The organism is Ideonella margarita (assembly GCF_038066635.1).
Classification (GTDB): Bacteria; Pseudomonadota; Gammaproteobacteria; order Burkholderiales; family Burkholderiaceae_C; genus Ideonella; species Ideonella margarita.
Genome location: NZ_JBBUTI010000005.1, coordinates 21,645 through 39,795, shown reverse-complemented (window position 1 = coordinate 39,795; position 18,151 = coordinate 21,645). Strand labels below are relative to the sequence as shown.

18 protein-coding genes are annotated in these 18,151 nt (G+C 67.5%); 14 read left to right on the top strand and 4 right to left on the bottom strand.

Going from position 1 to position 18,151, the window contains the following annotated elements; all coding sequences use genetic code 11:
• Positions 1–59: 59 nt before the first annotated feature.
• Both AACH00_RS07700 and AACH00_RS07695 read right to left on the bottom strand, forming a co-directional pair.
• Complete coding sequence (locus AACH00_RS07700; RefSeq protein WP_341398509.1) at positions 60–653, bottom strand: DsbA family protein; 594 nt, start codon at positions 651–653, stop codon at positions 60–62.
• 217 nt (positions 654–870) lie between these two features.
• Positions 871–1,851: a LysR family transcriptional regulator gene (locus AACH00_RS07695; RefSeq protein ID WP_341398508.1), complete on the bottom strand. Its 981-nt coding sequence runs from the start codon at positions 1,849–1,851 to the stop codon at positions 871–873.
• A 248-nt stretch (positions 1,852–2,099) separates the two neighbouring features.
• Here AACH00_RS07695 and AACH00_RS07690 point away from each other — a divergent pair, with 248 nt between their 5' ends.
• Both AACH00_RS07690 and AACH00_RS07685 read left to right on the top strand, forming a co-directional pair.
• Positions 2,100–3,668, top strand: a complete 1,569-nt coding sequence (locus AACH00_RS07690) for a methyl-accepting chemotaxis protein (protein ID WP_341398507.1) — start codon at positions 2,100–2,102, stop codon at positions 3,666–3,668.
• Positions 3,669–3,700: 32 nt separating this feature from the next.
• Entirely contained in the window at positions 3,701–4,198 is a 498-nt protein-coding gene (locus AACH00_RS07685) for a type II secretion system protein (RefSeq protein ID WP_341398506.1), read from the top strand.
• A 19-nt stretch (positions 4,199–4,217) separates the two neighbouring features.
• On the opposite strand, the gene AACH00_RS07680 is transcribed toward AACH00_RS07685, so the two are convergent.
• Both AACH00_RS07680 and AACH00_RS07675 read right to left on the bottom strand, forming a co-directional pair.
• On the bottom strand, positions 4,218–4,508 hold the full coding sequence (locus AACH00_RS07680; protein WP_423221913.1) for a hypothetical protein: 291 nt from the start codon (positions 4,506–4,508) through the stop codon (positions 4,218–4,220).
• Positions 4,505–5,215: a DsbA family protein gene (locus tag AACH00_RS07675; protein ID WP_341398505.1), complete on the bottom strand. Its 711-nt coding sequence runs from the start codon at positions 5,213–5,215 to the stop codon at positions 4,505–4,507. Before AACH00_RS07675 ends, AACH00_RS07680 begins: the two co-directional genes overlap by 4 nt.
• A 207-nt stretch (positions 5,216–5,422) precedes the next feature.
• On the opposite strand from AACH00_RS07675, the gene AACH00_RS07670 reads away from it, so the two are divergent.
• The 12 genes from AACH00_RS07670 to AACH00_RS07615 all read left to right on the top strand — a co-directional run bounded on the left by AACH00_RS07670 (position 5,423) and on the right by AACH00_RS07615 (position 18,133).
• Positions 5,423–6,394 (top strand): helix-turn-helix transcriptional regulator, encoded by a 972-nt coding sequence (locus AACH00_RS07670; protein ID WP_341398504.1) that lies wholly within the window; start codon positions 5,423–5,425, stop codon positions 6,392–6,394.
• A 100-nt stretch (positions 6,395–6,494) separates the two neighbouring features.
• The gene (locus tag AACH00_RS07665; protein ID WP_341398503.1) at positions 6,495–8,447 is read left to right on the top strand and encodes an amidohydrolase; all 1,953 of its coding nucleotides are present in this window, start codon (positions 6,495–6,497) and stop codon (positions 8,445–8,447) included.
• Positions 8,448–8,483: 36 nt separating this feature from the next.
• The gene (locus AACH00_RS07660) at positions 8,484–9,245 is read left to right on the top strand and encodes an SDR family NAD(P)-dependent oxidoreductase (RefSeq protein ID WP_341398502.1); all 762 of its coding nucleotides are present in this window, start codon (positions 8,484–8,486) and stop codon (positions 9,243–9,245) included.
• A gap of 138 nt (positions 9,246–9,383) precedes the next feature.
• A complete protein-coding gene (locus AACH00_RS07655) occupies positions 9,384–10,259 on the top strand; it encodes an MBL fold metallo-hydrolase (protein ID WP_341398501.1) in 876 nt (291 codons plus the stop codon).
• 154 nt (positions 10,260–10,413) lie between these two features.
• Positions 10,414–12,045, top strand: coding sequence for a DUF3500 domain-containing protein (locus AACH00_RS07650; protein ID WP_341398500.1), 1,632 nt, complete (start codon positions 10,414–10,416; stop codon positions 12,043–12,045).
• Positions 12,046–12,073: 28 nt separating this feature from the next.
• A complete protein-coding gene (locus AACH00_RS07645) occupies positions 12,074–13,246 on the top strand; it encodes a HupE/UreJ family protein (protein ID WP_341398499.1) in 1,173 nt (390 codons plus the stop codon).
• Positions 13,247–13,404: 158 nt separating this feature from the next.
• Positions 13,405–14,787, top strand: a complete 1,383-nt coding sequence (locus AACH00_RS07640; protein WP_341398498.1) for a glycoside hydrolase family 5 protein — start codon at positions 13,405–13,407, stop codon at positions 14,785–14,787.
• Positions 14,788–14,894: 107 nt separating this feature from the next.
• On the top strand, positions 14,895–16,157 hold the full coding sequence (locus tag AACH00_RS07635) for a glycoside hydrolase family 5 protein (protein ID WP_341398497.1): 1,263 nt from the start codon (positions 14,895–14,897) through the stop codon (positions 16,155–16,157).
• Between the two features lie 101 nt (positions 16,158–16,258).
• A complete protein-coding gene (locus tag AACH00_RS07630; protein WP_341398496.1) occupies positions 16,259–16,969 on the top strand; it encodes a YebC/PmpR family DNA-binding transcriptional regulator in 711 nt (236 codons plus the stop codon).
• Between the two features lie 27 nt (positions 16,970–16,996).
• The gene (locus AACH00_RS07625) at positions 16,997–17,287 is read left to right on the top strand and encodes a DUF3297 family protein (RefSeq protein ID WP_341398495.1); all 291 of its coding nucleotides are present in this window, start codon (positions 16,997–16,999) and stop codon (positions 17,285–17,287) included.
• Positions 17,288–17,325: 38 nt separating this feature from the next.
• A complete protein-coding gene (locus AACH00_RS07620) occupies positions 17,326–17,685 on the top strand; it encodes a hypothetical protein (RefSeq protein ID WP_341398494.1) in 360 nt (119 codons plus the stop codon).
• Between the two features lie 52 nt (positions 17,686–17,737).
• Positions 17,738–18,133, top strand: coding sequence for a PDZ domain-containing protein (locus tag AACH00_RS07615; RefSeq protein WP_341398493.1), 396 nt, complete (start codon positions 17,738–17,740; stop codon positions 18,131–18,133).
• Positions 18,134–18,151 lie beyond the last annotated feature (18 nt).

Genomic DNA, 18,151 nt, shown 5'->3' with positions numbered 1-18,151 from the left:
GCGATGCCCGTGCGCCCAACACCGGCCACCGGGGTGGTGCGGCGAGGCCCCGTCTTGCCTCAGTGGCTTGCGGCCACCCGTGCTGGCGCACCCTGCCCAGGCCTGATAGAGGCGGTGCTCGTCAACGTCTTCAGGCGCTCGGCAAACTCGGTCGGGCGGCCCAGGTAGGCGCCCGTGGTCAAGCGCTTGAATTGGCCGCCGGCTTCCACCACGAAGCTCGGGTAGCCCGGTGCACCGAGCTTTTCCATCAAGCCCCGGCTGGCCTGCATGTGTCGCTGCACCATCGGCCCGCTCAACTGCCGGAGTGTCTTGCGAAAGCGCTCGCCCGGCAGGCCCAGCTGGCCGGCCAGGCTCACCAGCACGGTTTCGCTGGCGATGTGCAGGCCGTCCACGTAGTGGGCCTTCTGCAGTTGCAGCAGCATGTCCAGGCCGCGCCCACCCAGCTCGTCGGCGGCCAGCATGGCGGTGATCGGTGGCGCTGAATCGAGGATGGCGGAGCGGTCATTCAACAGCCCCTGCGTGTAAGCGCTGCCGAACGGCTGCCCGGTGATTTGCGCGATGCGCGCGTCGTGCTGCATCGACATGGCTTGCCAGGCATCGCTGACGGGCTGGGCCATCGGGCCGATGCGCAGCCCGCCGGCATGCCATTGCACGTGTATTACCGGTCTGGCGGCTTCGACCAGGGGGGCGGCGCCGTGGCACCAGGCGCAGAGGGGGTCGACAAAGCAGTGCAGAACGGCATCACGGGACATCGGGAACACCTGAAAAAGCCAGCATCAGCCCCTGAAGCACGGGGTGTGCGTCTGACTCTAGGTGCGGCCAATCGCGCGATAAACCTCGATTCGGTAGACAGTTTGTTGCACTGATCGATCAGGTTGTCTTGTGGGCCTTGGTGATCTTGGTCAACTTGCGCGCCGTGACGGGCTTGGCAGTCGTTGTGGCAGCGATGGCCTGGTCCCACGGCGCCACGTCACCGCCGAATCGCTGTGCCAGGAAGTCCAGCATCAGGCGAAGCAACTGCGGCTGATGCTGCCGTGAGAGGTACACGGCCTGGATGGCCAGCACCTCGGGCTCCCAGTCGGTCAGCAAGGGGATGAGGCGTCCGTCCCGGATGGCTTCGCTGGCGTAGTAGGTGGGCAGCAGAGCGATGCCGCCACCGGCCAGCGTGGCATTGAGCGTCACGCCGGCTTCGTTGCTGCTGAGCTGGCCGCGCACCGGCACCTTCACCGTGTGGCCATCGCGGCGCATCACGAATTCATGCCGGCCCACATAGGAGTGGGTGATGCAGCGGTGCTGTTTCAGATCGTCCGGCACGGCAGGTGTGCCATGCGCCTTCAGATAGGCCGGGGCCGCACACACCACTGAGCGGCACTCGGCCAGCTTGCGCGCCACCAGCGTGTCGTCGATGCGGTTGCTGATGCGCACGGCCAGGTCGATGCGCTCTTCAACCAGGTTCACGGCCCGCTCCAGCACGATCAGCTCGATGCGGGCCTGCGGATGCAGGTTCAGGAAATCAGCCACCGCGGCGGCCATGTGCGCTTCGGCGAAGGAGGTGGCGGTGGTGATGCGCAAGGAGCCGCTGGGGGCGCTGCGGCGGTCGCCGGCCACGCTCTGCACGTCATCGGCCAGTTCCAGCATCTGGCGGCAACGCTCCAGTGCCTCCGAGCCTGCGTCGGTCAGGCTGACCCGGCGGGTGGTGCGGTGCAGCACCCGCACGCCCAGCCAATGCTCCAGGCTTTCCAGATAGCGCGACACCATGGCCCGCGACATGTTCAGCACGGTGGCGGTGTCGGTCAGGCTGCCGCGCTCGGCGACTTCCACGAACACCTGCATGGCCTTGAGGCGGTCCATGATTGATCCGATCTGGTTGACGAATTGGCGCCGAGTTTACGGTTCTGCGGTGTTTCCTGAATCAATGTCGGGTGGCCGTCCTTCGAAACATCCCGGCAAAGCCTGAATTGCACCGGATTGCGCCAGCTTCAAACCACGCTGCGCCAGCGCCTGTCCGTGCACAGTCGTGTCAGCGTTGTCTTGTGCCCAGACATCGTGCCGGAGGCATGGGCGCAACGCGCGCCAGACACCATGATCCGGAGACATCGATGAGCCAACTCACCATTGCCCAGCGTTTGACCATCGGCTTCGGCCTGGTGCTCGGCCTGCTGGCCGCCATCACCGTGACGGCCCTGCTGCACCTGAACAGCTCGGCCACGCACATGCAGTCGATGATGGAGGTGCCACTGACGAAGGAGCGCCTGGTCAGTGACTGGTATGCCAACGTCAATGCCGGCGTGCGACGCACCGGGGCGATCGCTCGCAGTGCCGACCCCTCACTGGTTGAGTTCTTCGCGGATGACGTGAAGGCGGCGAGCAAGACCTCGGGCACGCTGCAGAAGCAGATCGAGGAGCTGCTGGCCAGCGACCGCGAGCGCGAGGTGTTCAAGGGCCTGAGCGAAGCGCGCAAGACCTTCATCCGGGTGCGCGACGACATCGCCGAGCTGAAAAAAGCAGGGCAGTCGGATGCTGCCCTGGCCAAGCTCGACAAGGAATTCAGGCCCGCCGCCGAGGCTTACCTGGCGGGCATGCTGAGTTTGCAGGCCCTGCAGCGCGAATCGATTGACCAGCTCGCAGCCGAGCTGCGCGCCGAGAACGAGGCCGGCACCCGCTTGCTGGCCGCCTTGGGCATGTTGGCCGGCCTGGTCGGCGCAGCGGCGGCCTGGGCGATTGCCCGCAGCATCACGGTGCCGCTGGCGCGCGCCGTGACCGCCGCCAAGCTGGTGGCCGAAGGCGACCTGACCCAGCGCCTGACGGCACGTGGCCGCGACGAAGTGGCGCAGTTGCTGTCTGCACTGGGCCACATGCGTGACCGCCTCGCGGCCGTGGTGGGCCATGTGCGCAGCGGCGCCGAGGGCGTGGCGCATGCGTCGCGTGAGATCGCCCAGGGCAACCAGGATTTGAGCCAGCGCACCGAGCAGCAGGCCGCGCACCTTCAACAGACAGCATCGACGATGGAGCAGCTGGGCAGCACCACGCGCTCCACCGCCGACCACGCCTCGCAAGCCAGCGACCTGGCGCGCAACGCCTGCGACGTGGCGGCGCGCGGTGGTGCCGTGGTTGACCGGGTGGTGCAGACCATGCAGTCCATCCATGGCAGCTCGCAGCAGATCGGCGAGATCACCGGCGTGATCGACGGCCTGTCCTTCCAGACCAATATCCTCGCGCTGAACGCGGCGGTGGAAGCTGCGCGTGCCGGTGAGCACGGCCGCGGCTTTGCCGTGGTGGCTGGCGAGGTGCGAAGCCTGGCACAGCGCAGCGCGCAGGCGGCCCGCGAGATCCGGCAGCTGATCACGGCCAGTGTCAGCACGGTGGCCGAAGGTGCCGCGCTGGTCAACGAAGCCGGCACGACGATGCGCGAAGTGGTGTCGTCGATCCAGTCGGTCAGCCAGATCGTCGGCGAGATCAGCGTGGCCAGCCGCGAGCAAAGCGGTGGCGTGGGCCAGATCGGGCACACCATCACCGAGATGGACCACGTGACCCAGCAGAACGCCGCGCTGGTGGAGGAGGCCGCTGCGGCCGCATCCAGCCTGGAGACCCAGTCGCGTGATCTGGTGGCCGCCGTGGCGGTGTTCCGGCTGGAAGGCAGCAGCGCCCAGCCGGCCCTGGCGGGCTGAGACAACTGCGCAAGCCGCAGGGCAACGCGCAGATGCAGGCGATAGGCGCCGGGCGCGAACGCGGGCCAGCGAGCGCCAGCGGCTTCACGCTGATCGAGCTGGTGATGGTGGTGGTCATCCTCGCCGTGCTGGCGTCTGTCGCCCTGCCGCGGTTTCTGGACATCGGCACCTCTGCGCGCGTGGCCGTGGTGAACGCGCTGGCCGGCACGCTCAGAAGCAGCGCAGAGACCTTGCGCATGGCGTGTGCCGTACGCAGCACCCAGTGCGACGTCAATGCCCGCATGGGGTCGATCACCATGGACGGCAAGACTTACGGGCTGAACTACGGCTGGGTCGGCGCGGGCACCGGCATCAACACCGGCCTCATCGATGAGGCGGTCATCCATTCGGGCTTCAGCGTGTCGATCGCCAACCCGTACACCACCTTCATGCTTGACGGTGCGCCCACCCCGGCGACCTGCAGCGTGCGCTACGGCAACGCCTGGGCCACCGGAGCCATCAGCATCACCATCAACACGGCAGGTTGCTGAGCGCTGGCAAGGGCCCCTGTCAGGCCTGATGCAGCAGCGCCTGCTCGAAGCGCACGAGCTCTTCCGCCAGCGTGCCGCGGCTGCGGAAGTGCTTGCCAGCCTGCTCGTACCAGTACTGCGCGTCCTCCAGGTCGCCCTCCTGGATGTGCACGATGCCGTGCAACCAGTTCGCCATCGGTGAGGCTTCGCGCTGCACCAGATCGTGCGCCTGCGTCCAGGCGTTGGCGCGCAGGTGCTGCACCACCTGCATCAGGTGATCGCGGTGGGCCGGGGTGACGGCGGGCTCAGGATCCGCAGGGGGCGGGTTCATGGTGTGCATCCGTCGATGCCGCAGAACGGCGGGTTGATGTCGGTGGTGGCCTGCTCGCGGGGGCCGGTGCCGGGTACCTGGGCCAGACGGGCCTGCCAGGCTTCAGGTTGGCCCAGATAGGCGCCCATCTCCAGTACCGTGAGTTTGCCAGCCTGCTCCAGCACAAAGGTCGGAAAACCACCGCCGCCCACGCGTGAGAGCAGCGACAGGCTTTCAGCGATGTGGGCCTGCGTGGCTGCGCCTTCCAGCTCGTCGAACCTGGCGTTGAAGGCGTCGGTATCGAGCCCGATGGCTGCGGCCAGCTCGCTCAGCGTGGCCCGGTCAGCGATGCGCCGGCCCTCCACGTAATGCGCCTGCTGGATGCGCGACAGCATGTCCAGGCCAGCATCGGCACCGGCCAGGGCCTGTGCGGCCAGCACTGCGGTGATGGGCGGGCCGGAGTCCAGCATCACCGTGGTGTCGTTCAGCAAGCCGTCGGTATAGGCCTCACCAAAGGGCTGGCCGCTGACCTGCGCGATGCGCCGGTCATGGGGCAGCACAAACTGGCGCCATGACGGGCTGATCTGGCGGCGGGCCGAGCCGGTCATCATGCCGCCCGCATGGGGCTGCACCGTCATCATCGAACGGGCCACACGCACCAGCGGCGCAGCACCGTAGCACCAGCCGCACAGCGGGTCGTGGATGTAGTGCAGGGTGGGGGCGGTCATGGCGGTGTCCTTCAAGGGTGGCGGTGTTGAGGACTGAACTTTATGGATTCGGCTTGGTTTGATAAACAGCGCAGATGACAAAAGATTGATGCATGGATCGAGCGGCTGGTCGCTGCTCAAGCGCCTGCTGATCCGGGCTCGCCCAGCGAGGTGGAGTAACGTCAGGCCCGCTGCCGATGCTGGCAGCGCCTTGTTGTTGCGCCCGCCATGCATCCCGATACCGCCACGCTGCGTTCGTTCAGTCAAAGCCTGCTGACCTTGGCCGAAGTGGCCCGGCGGGCGCCCCCTGACAGGCTGATGAACGATGCCCTGATGGTGCTGCGCCAGCTGCTGCCGTTCCGCTCGGCCTGGTGGGGGGAGTGTTCAGACTCGGGCACGCCCCTGCCGCGCAAGAACTGGCTGCATGGCCGCATCAACCTGAGCGCGTCGTTTGCCCGCGAGTGGAATGAGCTGGCTGATGACGACGTGTTCGCGAGCGACTCGATGCGTGAGCTGGGCACGGTCATCCGCGCCAGCGGCCATGACGACCTGCCGCCAGACGTGGAGGCCTTCTCGCGGCGGCATGCGCTGGACCATGCCATGGCCATCACGCTGGAAATGCCGGACAGCGGGATGATGTTTTTCGTCTCGCTCTACCGCAGCGAGGCCGAGCCCGGCTTCGACGATGACGAGGCCGAGCGCTTTGCGCAGTTCACCATGCACCTGCTGCAGCACTGGCGCTTCCGGGTTCAAGACCTGCTGCTGGACGCGTCGTCTGGCGCCTCTGATGGTTTTGCCCTGGCGGATACGCGGGGTGGTTTGCTCTACCTGGGCGCAAGGCTGGGCCAGGTGCTGCACAGCCGATACCCGGACTGGGTTGATTCACCGTTGCCGCTGGAGGTGAGCGCGACGCTGGCCAAGGCGCCGTGCGCGCTGGCACTGGGGCCGGAGCGCCTGACCCTGCAGCCCTGCGGCGAGCTGGTGGTGATTGCCCTGGACCGTGGTGGCCGCTCGTCCATGCTGCCGCCGCGTGAGCGCAGCGCGGCCATGCTCTATGCCCAGGGCCACTCCTACAAGGAAATCGCCCGCCTGCTGCAGCTCAGCCCCGCCACCGTGCGCACCTACCTGCGCAGCGTCTACCTGCACCTGGGCGTGCGCAACAAGGTCGAATTGCTGGGCGCCCTCGGCCACGGTAGCTGAGTCGCCCGGGAATTGCCCGGCCCCCTTCGCATTTGCAGGGGGCTGCAGGCCCCCCCCGCCAGATATCGTGGTTTGACCCACAACAATCTGGAGTGCCCACATGAACTGGAAACATGCTTCGGCTGCGTCTGCCGCAGCCCTGGCGGCCGTCGTTGCCTTCATCACCGGCTGCGGCGGACAGGACGACCGCACCGCCGACACCGTGCTGCGCAATGGCGTGGTGGCCACCATGGACGCCAACGACAGCCTGCAGCAGGCCGTGGCGCTGCGCGACGGCAAGATCGTCTACGTTGGCACCAACACGGGTGTCGCGCCCTACATCACCAGCTCGACCAAGGTCATCGATCTCGGTGGCCGCATGCTGATGCCCGGCTTCATCGACGCCCACCTGCATTCGCTGGCCGGCGGCCGTGCGCTGCTGGTGTGCGATCTGGCCTATGCGCCGCTGAGCCATGTCCAGCTGGTGGGCAAGCTGCAGGCCTGCCTTGACGCCAGCCCGGGCGGTGAACCTGATGCCTGGCTGGAGGCCGTCAACTGGGACCGCCAGGCCACCTCGGGCCTGGACGGTGACCCGACCAAGGTGCTGCTTGATGGCTTGAAGACCAGCCGCCCGATCGCCATCACCTCCAGCGATTTCCATGCCGTGCTCGGCAACTCCCGCGCGCTGGCGCTGGGCGGCATCACCAAAGCCACGCCAGACCCGGCAGGCGGCTCCTTCCTGCGTGACGCCACCGGTGCGCCCAACGGCATGTGCATTGATGCGGCCGGCTTCGAGCTCAAGGCGGCCATTCCGCCGGACTCCGACGCCGACCTGCTCAAGCAGGGTCGTGCTGCGCTGGCCGCACTGCGCGAACAGGGCATCACCTCGTTCATGGACGCGGCGGCCGGCGAGTCGCACGGCAAGACCTTCCTGGCTTTGCAGAAGGCGGGTGAGCTGACCGCGCGGGTCAACCTCGCCATCAACATGTCGCCGGACGCGGCTGCCGCCGACCCGGTGAAGGCCGTGGCCGATGCCAAGACGCTGGGCAATACGTTCGACCAGGGCACGCCGGGCGTGTCGCCGGGTGTGCGGGCACGGGTGCTCAAGCTGTTCATCGACGGCGTGGTCAATGCGCCGGCCGACAACGGTGCGCTGCTCTCTCCGTACTTCACCAACGCCGGCACCGAGGCCGCGCCGAACTGGGTGCCGGGCACGAACTCGGGTGTCGTGTATTACCCGCCCGAAGTGCTGAAGCCATTGCTGCTGGCCGCGGCCGATGCCGGCCTGGACGTGCATGCCCACGCCACCGGTGATCGCGCCGTGCGCCAGACGCTGGACGCCGTGGCGCATGTACGCACTCAGCGCCCCGCCAGCAATTTCCGCCCCGCCATCGCCCATGCGGAAACCGTGGCCGTGGCCGACTACCCGCGCTTTGCGGCGCTCGACGTGATGGCCACGATGTCGCACCAGTGGGCGCAGCGCGCGTCCTACTCGATCGGCGACACCGAGAACCACCTCGGGCCAGAGCGCTTCGCCCGCATGGAGCCTTCGGGCAGCTTGCGTCTGGCTGGTGCGCGCGTCGTGCACGGCAGCGACTGGCCGATCGACCCGTTCGATACCTTCCTGGCACTGAAGGTCGGCGTCACCCGGTCGGGCGACCCGACCAACCCGCACAGCGCCGCCAGCCTGTCGCCGGTGTTTGAAGGGCGCATCAACGCCGACCCGGGCCTGAGCCGCGCGGACGTGCTGCACGGCATCACCCGCAACGCGGCGCGTCAGCTGCGTCTGGATGATGTGGTGGGCTCGATCGAGGTGGGCAAGTTCGCCGATCTGATCGTGCTGGAACGCAACTTCCTGCAGGTGCCCGAAGAAGAGCTGGGCCGCAACAAGGTGCTGCTGACGATGGTGGGCGGCAAGGCGGTGATGGCCAAGGACGCCTTCGCTGGCCTGGTGGCCACGGCACAGGCGGCCACGAACCGACGGGCTCAGGTATTGAGCCTCAACGGCTCAACGGGCCACAGCATTCCCGCTGCGGTCAAGGGCGCGCCGCACGGCGACGGGCATCGGCACTGAGCACATACTGGCGTCCCACACCACACCGAGGCTGTCATGCGTTCATTCACGGGCAAAACCTGCATCGTCACCGGTGCGACTTCCGGCATCGGCCTGGCCATTGCCGAAGAGCTGGCCCGGCTTGACGCGAGGCTGGTGCTGGTGGGGCGCAATCAAGAGGCTGGTCAGGCGATACAGGCGCGCCTGCAGGCGGCAGGCGCGGCTGCGGTGTTCGTGCGCGCCGATGTGACCGAGGCGCAGGCGCCTCAGCGGGTGCTCGACACCGCGCTGCAGCAGTTCGGCAGTGTGGATGTGCTCGTCAACAACGCCGGGATGCTGATCAATGGCTCTGCGCTGTCGTGCACCGACGAGCAATGGAGCCGCATCCTGGATGTGAACCTGACCGCCGCCTTCCGCTTCACCCGGGCGGTGCTGCCGGGGATGATCGGGCAGGGCCGCGGAGCCATCGTCAATGTGGCGTCCGACTGGGCCTTGATGGGCGCGCGGGATGCGCTGGCCTATTGCGTCTCGAAGGCGGCGCTGGCGCAGCTAACCCGCTGCGTGGCGCTGGACCACGCCACCGCCGGCGTGCGGGTGAACGCGGTGTGCCCCGGGGACACCGACACCCCGATGCTGGACCAGGCCTTCCACAACCCCGATCGCCAGTGGAAGGTGCAGAAGCTGGCGGACGGCATACCGATGGGGCGCGTGGCGCGGCCCGAGGAAGTGGCCAAGGCCGTGGCCTTCCTGGCGTCGGATGACGCCAGCTTCATGACGGGGGTGCTGCTGCCGGTGGATGGGGGGACTTCGGCGCAGTAACAGCGCCCGGCAGGGCTGATTGCATCGATCTGGTTGACAAACATTAGCGCGGGTCGCTGTTTATCTTCAAGGAGGGCATCAATAAAGTCTCGTTCATCGACAGGCAGCCCGCCGGTCGAAGCCCTGACGGAGACCACCATGAACAGCCCCCTGAACAAGACCCTCACCACCCTGGCCGTTGCCGCCGCTGCCACTCTGGGCCAAGCCCACGCCGCCCCGCTGAAGCTGGAGGTGTACAACGCCGACGCCAACAGCTTCAGCGTCACCTCCACGCTGGTGACGGGCGAGAAGGAAGCCATGGTGATCGACGCTGGCTTCACCCGTGCCGATGCCCTGCGCATCGCTGCCAAGGTGCTCGACAGCGGCAAGCAACTCACCACCATCTACGTCAGCCAGGCGGACCCCGACTACTACTTCGGTGTGGAAACCCTGAAGCAGGTGTTCCCCGATGCCAAGGTGCTGACCACGCCGGCCGTGCTGGCCAAGATCAATGCCAAGCTGGCCGCCAAGATGGCGTTCTGGCCGCAGCGCATGGGCGCCAATGCACCGCGCAAGCCTGTGCTGCCGGAGGCCTTCACCGGCAACACCCTGACGGTGGACGGAGAGCGCGTCGAGCTGCGCGGCCTGCAAGGCGTGCTGGCACATCGTCCGTATGCCTGGATCCCTTCGGCGCAGGCCATCGTGGGCAATGTGGGCGTGTTTGGCCAGGTGCACGTGTGGACGGCCGATACCCAGAGCGCCGCCGAGCGCCAGGCCTGGGTGCAGCAGCTCGACGAGATGGCCGCGCTGCAGCCCAAGGTGGTGGTGCCCGGCCACATGGTGGCTGGCACGCCGATGGACGCCAGTGCCATCGCCTACACCCGCAGCTACCTGACCGACTGGGAAAAGGCCGTGCCGGCCGCGCGTGACAGCGCCGAGCTGATCGCCCGCACCAAGGCGGTTTACCCGAAGGCCGTGGGCGAGCTGAACCTGGGCATCGGCGCCAAGGTGGCGAAGGGCGAAATGGCCTGGTAACGGGCTGAACCCGGCCCGCCAGCGCGCATGCTGGCGGGCCTGCGTGACGGACTACCGCGCATCAGCATGTGCAACCAACGGGCAACAAAGCAGCAACGGAGCGGCTTCAAAGTGCAGCTTGCACATTTGATGCTTATCAAGAGGAGCCCCGTTCATGTTTGCCCGCACCCTTGCCTGGTTGTGCAGTGTCCTGATGTTGAGCCTGGTCGCCGCCTGCGGCGGCAGCAGCAGCAGCTCAACTGACGACACCTCAACCACCACCACCTCCGGCACCGCGCCGTCCATCACCACCCAACCTGCCTCCCTGACGGTGGTGGCCGGTGGCAGCGCCACCTTCAGCGTGGTGGCCAGCGGCAGCGGCACGCTCAGTTACCAGTGGCGCAAGGGCGGCGCAGCCATCAGTGGTGCCACCGTGGCGAGCTACACCATCGCGGTCACCTCGGCGGACGATGCTGCCAGCTACGACGTCGTGGTCACCAACAGTGCCGGCAGCGTCACCAGCTCGGCCGCCACGCTGACCGTCACCACCACAGACGGCAGCACCGTGCCCACCATCAGCAGCCAGCCGGCTTCCCTGTCGGTGGCGGCTGGTGCGTCGGCCAGCTTCAGTGTCACGGCCACGGGCAGCGGCACCCTGGCCTACCAGTGGTTCAAGGACGGCACCGCCATCAGTGGCGCCACCGCCGCCTCGTACAGCGTATCGAGCACCACCTCGTCGGACGCCGGCAGCTACACGGTGACCGTGAGCAACAGCGCAGGCTCGGTCACCAGCTCGGCCGCGGTGCTGACGGTGACCGTCACCACGTCGTCGTCGAGCGCACTGGCCGCCGACGCCACGACGGCGGCGCAGGCCTTCATCGCCACGCTGAGCAGCAGCCAGCAGTCCAGCGTTCAACTCAGCTGGAACCTGACCACGGCGCGGCAATGGTCGAACCTGCCTGCGTCGATGGTCAGCCGCAACGGCTTGGCCTGGAAGAGCCTGAGCACCGCGCAGCAGACGGCCGCCCGCGCCCTGATCGCCACCGCGCTGAGCAGCACGGGCAATATGCTGCACCAGGGCATGCAGGCCGCGGATGATGCGCTGGTCAGCCTGTACGGCGCCAGCAGCAGCACCTACGGCAGCGGCAACTACTACATCGCATTCGTGGGCACGCCCTCGGCCACGGGCTACTGGCTGCTGCAGCTGACGGGCCACCACCTCACATACAACATCGCCTTCAATGGCACGGTGAAGTCGCCCACGCCGCTGTTCCTGGGTGTGGAGCCCAAGGGCTCGTTCACCCTGAACGGCACCACCTGGGATCCGATGCTGGCGCAACGCACGGCGGTGTCCGAGCTGGGTGCCGTGCTCACCTCCTACAGCGGCGCCTTGCTGAGCGGCACCTACAGCGACCTGCTGTTCGGCGCCAACGGCAGCGGCGGCATCGACGGCACCTACCCGAAGAGCTACCCGACCACCAACCGTGGCCTGGCCTACAGCAGCCTGTCGGCGGCGGACCAGGCCAAGGTGCAGGCGGTGATCACGGCCTACGTCAATACGCAGGCCACCGAGTACGCCGATGACCTGCTGGGCGCCTACCTCAGCAGCACCGCGCTGGCGCAGACCTACGTGGCCTACAGCGGCACGGGCACGGTCACCAGCAACGGCAACTATTTCCGCATCGACGGGCCGCGGGTCTGGATCGAGTTCTCGGTGCAGCGTGGCGTGATCGTCAGCAGCGACATCCACTTCCACACGATCTGGCGCGACAAGACCGGGGACTACGGTGGCAAGTGCTGCTCCTGATCGTGCGCCGGGCCAGCGGGCTCAAACGATGAGCCAGCGTTTCGCAAACCGCCTGCGCTGGCTGGCTGAGGGCCTGCTGTTCGTGCTCCTGGTGCTGGTGGGGGCGCATGCGATGGCGCACCCGATGCCCGAGAGCCGGGTGTGGGTTGACACGACCGAGGCCGGCGTGAACCTCACGCTGCAGCTGCCGCTGAACCGGCTGGAGCTGGCCTACGGCCGGTCACTGTCGGATGCCCCGCAGGCGGTGCTGGCCAGCCATGCGGACGACCTGGCGCTGTACCTGCTGCAGCACGTGGGTGCGCGCAGCGGACTGCAGGGCGAAGGCGCCGGCTGGACGGTGTTGAGGCCCAGGCTGCATGTCGAGGGCGAAGACGGCAGCGCGGAGCTGGTGGCGGAGATGGCGCTCGTGGCACCTGAGGGGGCTGACCGCCGCCGCCTCATGCTGCTGCTGGATGTCATCACCCATGAGGTGAAAACCCACCGGGTGCAGGTCTTCCTGCGCCATGACTGGGAAGGCGGCCTGGCGGGTGGGGCGCCGCTGCCGCTGGGTGAGTTGAACAGCGAGGTCACCCAGCTGCCCGTGCCGCTGCAGGCCATTGCCAGAGGGGCCAGCCAGTGGCGACTGCTGCAGGACGGCGCCCGGCACATTCTTGAAGGCACCGACCACCTGATGTTCCTGTTCCTGCTGCTGGTGGTGGCGCCGCTCACCGCGTCGGCGGGCCGCTGGGGCGAGGCGCGGCCGGTGGCGGCTGCCTTGCGCCGCGCCGCGCTGGTGGTGAGTGCCTTCACCGTGGGGCACTCCATCACCTTGCTGCTGGGCAGCACCGGCGTGCTGCGCGTGCCCGCACAGCCGGTGGAGGTGGCCGTGGCCCTGACCGTGCTGCTGGCCGCCGTGCAGGCCTGGCGGCCGCTGCTGGCGCGCGGGGAGGTGTGGATGGCGGCGGGCTTCGGGCTGATCCATGGCCTGGCGTTTTCCGCCAGCCTCAGCGGCGCGGGCCTGACGGCCTGGCAGCATGCGCAGGCCTTGCTGGCGTTCAACGTCGGGATCGAGTTGATGCAGCTGGCGCTGGTGGCCCCGGTGCTGCCCGCCTTGCTGCTGGTGGCCGCCAAGGCGCCTGGCAAGTACTGCTGGTTGCAGCGCCTGAGCGCGCTGGCCGGCAGCTTCGCCGCCGGTTTCTGGCTGGTGGAAAGACTGGCCTGAACGTCTCCGGCTGATTTACTCGAAAGTTCGCCAAATCAGTGTTTGTCCCGCATTAGTAAGTTCATTGAACAAACTAAATTGCGGCACCGGTCGTGACACGAACCGGTCAGGGCGCCGGCCACGCATGTCGGGCGTCTGCCGCAACAAACGGAGACAACATGAAACTGGCTTTTTCGAGCATGACGCTGCTGGCTGCGGCCATCGGCTGGTCCATCACCCCGCAGGCCCGGGCGCAAACCTGCACCGCCACCACCATCACGCCGTACGTGAAGGTGGGCACCGGCGCCTGGACCGCCACGGCGGCTGCGTCCACCACCGCCGGCACCGCCGTGTCCTTCGGCCCGCAGCCCAACACCGGAGGCTCGTGGAAGTGGTCGGGCTGCGGTGCCACAAGCACCGCGCGTCAGCTCAACCTGACCGCCAAGGCCAGCTGCACCGCCGTGGCCACCTACACCAATGCCTGCGGCGCGAAGTCGACCAAGAACTTCACCGTCACCGTGGCCGGCATGCGTGATCTGACCTCGGTGCAACTCTCGCGCCTGATGGGCGCCGGCTGGAACCTGGGCAACTCGCTCGAAGCCATCGGCGGGGAAACCGCCTGGGGCAACCCGGCCACCACGCAGGCCACGATCAACGCCGTCAAGGCCGCTGGCTTCAAGAGCATCCGCATTCCGGTGTCTTGGAAGCAGTACGCCGATGCCAACGACAACATCAGCGCGAGCTGGATGGCGCGTGTGACCCAGGTGGTGAACTACGCCCGCACGGCCGGTCTCTACACCGTCATCAATGTGCACTGGGACGGCGGCTGGATGCAGCCCACCTACGCGCAGCAGGCCACGGTGAACACCCGCCTCACCAAGTTCTGGACGCAGATCGCCAACAACTTCAAGGGCTACGACGACACATTGCTGTTCGCCGGCACCAACGAGGTGATGAAGGACGGCGACTACGGCACGCCGTCGGTCGAGTACTACTCGGTGCAGAACAGCTTCAACCAGACCTTCGTGAACGCGGTGCGCGCCACGGGTGGCAACAACCTGGCCCGCCATCTGGTGGTGCAGGGCTTCAACACCAACATCGACCACACGGTCAGCTTCGCCACCGTGCCGAGCGATTCGGTGGCCAGCCGGCTGTCGATGGAAGTGCATTTCTACGACCCCTACAACTTCACGCTCAACGCCGACAGCAGCATCTGGCAATGGGGCGCCGGCGCCACCAGCGCGGCCAACACCGAAACCTGGGCCAACGAGGCCTTCGTGGACGCCCAGTTCCAGCGCATGAAGTCGCGCTTCGTGGACAACGGCGTGGCCGTCATCCTCGGTGAGTTCGGCGCCATCCGCCGCACCGAGTACAGCGGTGCCGAGGCCTACCGCACCGCCTGGAACCAGTACGTGGCCCGCTCCGCCTGGCTGCACGGCATGGTGCCGATGTACTGGGACGCCGGCGCCACCGACAACCACGGCACCGGCCTGTTCGTGCGCTCTTCCGGCGCGAACGCCTTCCCGGCGATCACCAGCGCCATCGTGAACGCAGCGAAGTGAGTGCGGCCCGGGCGGCTGCCTCGTGCGCCGCCCGGGTCATTGCGCCGACCCTTTCCGCTGCTGACCCTTTCCCCTCCGCTTCCTGATCTTTCACTGCCCCGATGTTGATGTCTTCACTCTGGCGCCATGCCCGCCTCCTGCCCTTGCTCCTCGCCGCGGTGCTGACCAGCTGCGGCTCCGGTGGCGCCGATTCCGCCACAGCCGCCGGGGGCAGCTCAGGGGGCAGTTCAGGCGCTGGCTCAAGTGGTGGTGGATCCATCACCAGCCGCTACCCCGACTACAACACCCGCCCGCTGGCCGCAGACGCCACCGGCATGGCCGACACCGCCGTGCAGATCGCACCGAAGATCCGCATCGGCCTGAACATCGGCAACACGCTGGAGGCGGTGGGCGGCAAGTCGGAAACCTCCTGGGGCAATCCGAAGATCACCCGCGAGTTCGTGCTGGCCACCAAGGCCGCCGGCTTCACCGCCATCCGTCTGCCCGTTTCGTGGGACCAGTACGCCGATGCCACCACCGCGAAGATCGACGCTGCCTGGCTCGACCGTGTGAAGGAGGTGGTGGGCTGGTGCATCGACGCTGACCTGCGCGTCATCGTCAACATCCACTGGGACGGTGGCTGGCTGGAAGAGAACGTCACGCCTGAGCGCCAGGCCGCCAACGTCGACAAGCAGCGCGCCTTCTGGCAGCAGATCGCCACCCACCTGCGGGACGTGGATGGCCGCCTGATGTTCGCCGGCGCCAATGAGCCGAACGTGAAGACGGCGGAACAGATGGCCGTGCTGATGCGCTATCACCAGACCTTCATCGATGCGGTGCGCGCCACTGGCGGCCGCAACGCCTGGCGCACGCTCATCGTGCAGGGGCCGAGCACCGATGTGCAGCTCACCAGCACCCTGATGACCGGCTGGCCCACCGACACCGTGGCCGGCCGCCTGATGGCCGAGGTGCACTACTACACGCCCTGGGGCTTTGCCGGCCAGCTCAAGGACGAAAGCTGGGGCAACGCCTTCTACTACTGGGGCGCCGGCAACCATTCAGCCACCGACACGGCCCACAACCCGACCTGGGGCGAGGAAGCCACCGTTGACGAGATGTTCGGCCTGATGAAGCAGCGCTTCGTCGACAAGGGCATCCCGGTGATCGTGGGCGAGTTCGGCGCCGTCAGCCGCACCGAGCTGACTGGCGAGGCGCTGCAGTTGCATCTGGCCAGCCGCGCTGCTTACTTCAAGGTGGTGACCCAGCGCGCGCTGGCCCATGGCCTGGTGCCGTTCTACTGGGACACCGGAAGCCTGATCGACCGCACGCTGAACACCGTGAAAGACCAGCAGGCGCTGGACGCCCTGATGGCCGGCGCGGCCGTGCCCTGACCACTGTGCGCCTGGCGGGCCGCCTTGCCGCATAAAATCCGCCACCCCTGACCCGGCACGTCGCCAAGGGCCGGGGGCACGTACACAAGGAAGCGGCAGCCATGGGCGCGCAGTGGAAAGCAAAGCACAAGGACCTGGCCGCCAACGCCAAGGGTCGTCTGTTCGGCAAACTCGCCAAGGACATCATGATCGCCGCCCGTCACGGCGCTGACCCGGCTGCCAATTCGCGTCTGCGTCTGGTGGTGGAACAGGCCCGCAAGGTGTCGATGCCCAAGGACACGCTGGAGCGCGCCATCAAGAAGGGCGCCGGCCTGACCGGCGAGGCGGTGCATTTCGAGCACGCCATCTACGAGGGCTTTGCGCCGCACCGCGTGCCGGTGATGGTGGAGTGTCTGACCGACAACGTGAACCGTGCAGCCTCCGAGATGCGCGTGCTGTTCCGCAAGGGGCAGCTGGGCACCTCGGGTTCGGTGTCGTGGGACTTTGACCATGTCGGCCTGATCGAAGCCGAGCCCACCGCCCCGGGCGCTGACCCGGAAGTGGCCGCGATCGAAGCCGGCGCCCAGGATTTCGAGCCCGCCGACGACGGCGCCACGCTTTTCCTGACCGACCCGACCGACCTGGACCTGGTGAGCCGCGCGCTGCAGGGCCAGGGCTTCACCGTGCTGTCGGCCAAGCTGGGCTATCGCCCGAAGAACCCGGTGGATGCTTCCACCCTGAATGCCGAGCAGCTGGAGGAGGTGGAAACCTTCCTGGCTGCACTGGATGCCAACGAAGACGTGCAGAACGTGTTCGCCGGCCTGCAAGGCTGATTGGCCCAACCCCTCTTGAATTCGATCATGACCGACACCAACAACGCACCCGACACCACCAACGCTGCAGCCGCGCCGGTAGCCGCCCGCCCCGAGCTGCCCGATCACCTGTCGGTGGACCCGCGCAGCCCCTTCCATGTGGCCGCCATCTTCGAGCACGACATCGGCATCCGCTTCAACGACAAGCAGCGCTTTGACGTCGAGGAATATTGCATCAGCGAAGGCTGGATCAAGGTGCCGGTGGGCAAGTCGGTCGACCGCAGGGGCCGTCCGCTGACCGTCAAGATCAAGGGCAATGTCGAGGCCTTCTACCTGTGAGTCGGTGGGCTGGGCGCATCGCAGCTGTTGCGGCCCTGATGGTGCTGCCGCTGGCTGCGCTGGCCAGCCCCGCTGGTGAGCCCGCCACCGGGTTGGCCTTGCCGAAAGACGTGCGCAGCTACCTGGAGCGCCGCGAAGCCTGCGAGCACTGGCGCGGCGAGGAAGGCTACGACGCTGCCCGGCGCCGCGAGATCGTGGCGGCCGTCTGCGAGACCTGCCCGAACCTGCTCTCCACCTGGGTGCGCCTGATGCGCACCTACGAGGCCCGGCCCGAAGTGCGCGAGGCCTTGTTCGACCAGCGCGACGATCGGGAGATCATCACCGCTGCGCGCGAAGCCGAGCTCTGCCGCAAGCCCGCCAGGACACGCGGCAAACCGGCCACCGGCCAGCACGGTTAAGCTGCGGGCTCCTCCACCCCGACAGCGGGCCTTTGCCGGCCACGCGAACCGCATGAAATCAAACCACCGTCGGCCAGCCGCCCATGTTGTCCTGGCTGCTCTGATCGCGCTCGGCGCGGGTGTTGCCCGGGCAGAGTCTCAGGACGCTGCCAAGGCGCCGGCCAAGCCCGGCATCGGCATGGCGCTGAAGGTCGAGACGGAGGGCATGCTGGGCCTCACCGTGGCCAAGGTCGTGGTGAGCGAGGTGAAGCCGGGCTCGCAGGCTGAAGCTGCCGGCGTGCTGGCGGGCGATCAGATTGTTCGCGTTGAAGGACAGCAGGTGCCGGGCGGCAACGCGCTGTCACTGCGTCCGCACATGAACTTCGTGCCGGGCGAGCCCAAGAAGATCGTTTTCCGGCACCCGTCGGGCACCGAGTTCGAGGTCACGCTCGTCAAGCCCAAGACCTGACGGGCGTGCCTCGTGCCG

Coding starts and splice junctions, on each gene's coding strand:
- AACH00_RS07695 (WP_341398508.1), bottom strand. CDS start 1,851: ATGGACCGCCTCAAGGCCATGCAGGTGTTCGTGGAAGTCGCCGAGCGC.
- AACH00_RS07690 (WP_341398507.1), top strand. CDS start 2,100: ATGAGCCAACTCACCATTGCCCAGCGTTTGACCATCGGCTTCGGCCTG.
- AACH00_RS07685 (WP_341398506.1), top strand. CDS start 3,701: ATGCAGGCGATAGGCGCCGGGCGCGAACGCGGGCCAGCGAGCGCCAGC.
- AACH00_RS07680 (WP_423221913.1), bottom strand. CDS start 4,508: ATGAACCCGCCCCCTGCGGATCCTGAGCCCGCCGTCACCCCGGCCCAC.
- AACH00_RS07675 (WP_341398505.1), bottom strand. CDS start 5,215: ATGACCGCCCCCACCCTGCACTACATCCACGACCCGCTGTGCGGCTGG.
- AACH00_RS07670 (WP_341398504.1), top strand. CDS start 5,423: ATGCATCCCGATACCGCCACGCTGCGTTCGTTCAGTCAAAGCCTGCTG.
- AACH00_RS07665 (WP_341398503.1), top strand. CDS start 6,495: ATGAACTGGAAACATGCTTCGGCTGCGTCTGCCGCAGCCCTGGCGGCC.
- AACH00_RS07660 (WP_341398502.1), top strand. CDS start 8,484: ATGCGTTCATTCACGGGCAAAACCTGCATCGTCACCGGTGCGACTTCC.
- AACH00_RS07655 (WP_341398501.1), top strand. CDS start 9,384: ATGAACAGCCCCCTGAACAAGACCCTCACCACCCTGGCCGTTGCCGCC.
- AACH00_RS07650 (WP_341398500.1), top strand. CDS start 10,414: ATGTTTGCCCGCACCCTTGCCTGGTTGTGCAGTGTCCTGATGTTGAGC.
- AACH00_RS07645 (WP_341398499.1), top strand. CDS start 12,074: ATGAGCCAGCGTTTCGCAAACCGCCTGCGCTGGCTGGCTGAGGGCCTG.
- AACH00_RS07640 (WP_341398498.1), top strand. CDS start 13,405: ATGAAACTGGCTTTTTCGAGCATGACGCTGCTGGCTGCGGCCATCGGC.
- AACH00_RS07635 (WP_341398497.1), top strand. CDS start 14,895: ATGTCTTCACTCTGGCGCCATGCCCGCCTCCTGCCCTTGCTCCTCGCC.
- AACH00_RS07630 (WP_341398496.1), top strand. CDS start 16,259: ATGGGCGCGCAGTGGAAAGCAAAGCACAAGGACCTGGCCGCCAACGCC.
- AACH00_RS07625 (WP_341398495.1), top strand. CDS start 16,997: ATGACCGACACCAACAACGCACCCGACACCACCAACGCTGCAGCCGCG.
- AACH00_RS07620 (WP_341398494.1), top strand. CDS start 17,326: ATGGTGCTGCCGCTGGCTGCGCTGGCCAGCCCCGCTGGTGAGCCCGCC.
- AACH00_RS07615 (WP_341398493.1), top strand. CDS start 17,738: ATGAAATCAAACCACCGTCGGCCAGCCGCCCATGTTGTCCTGGCTGCT.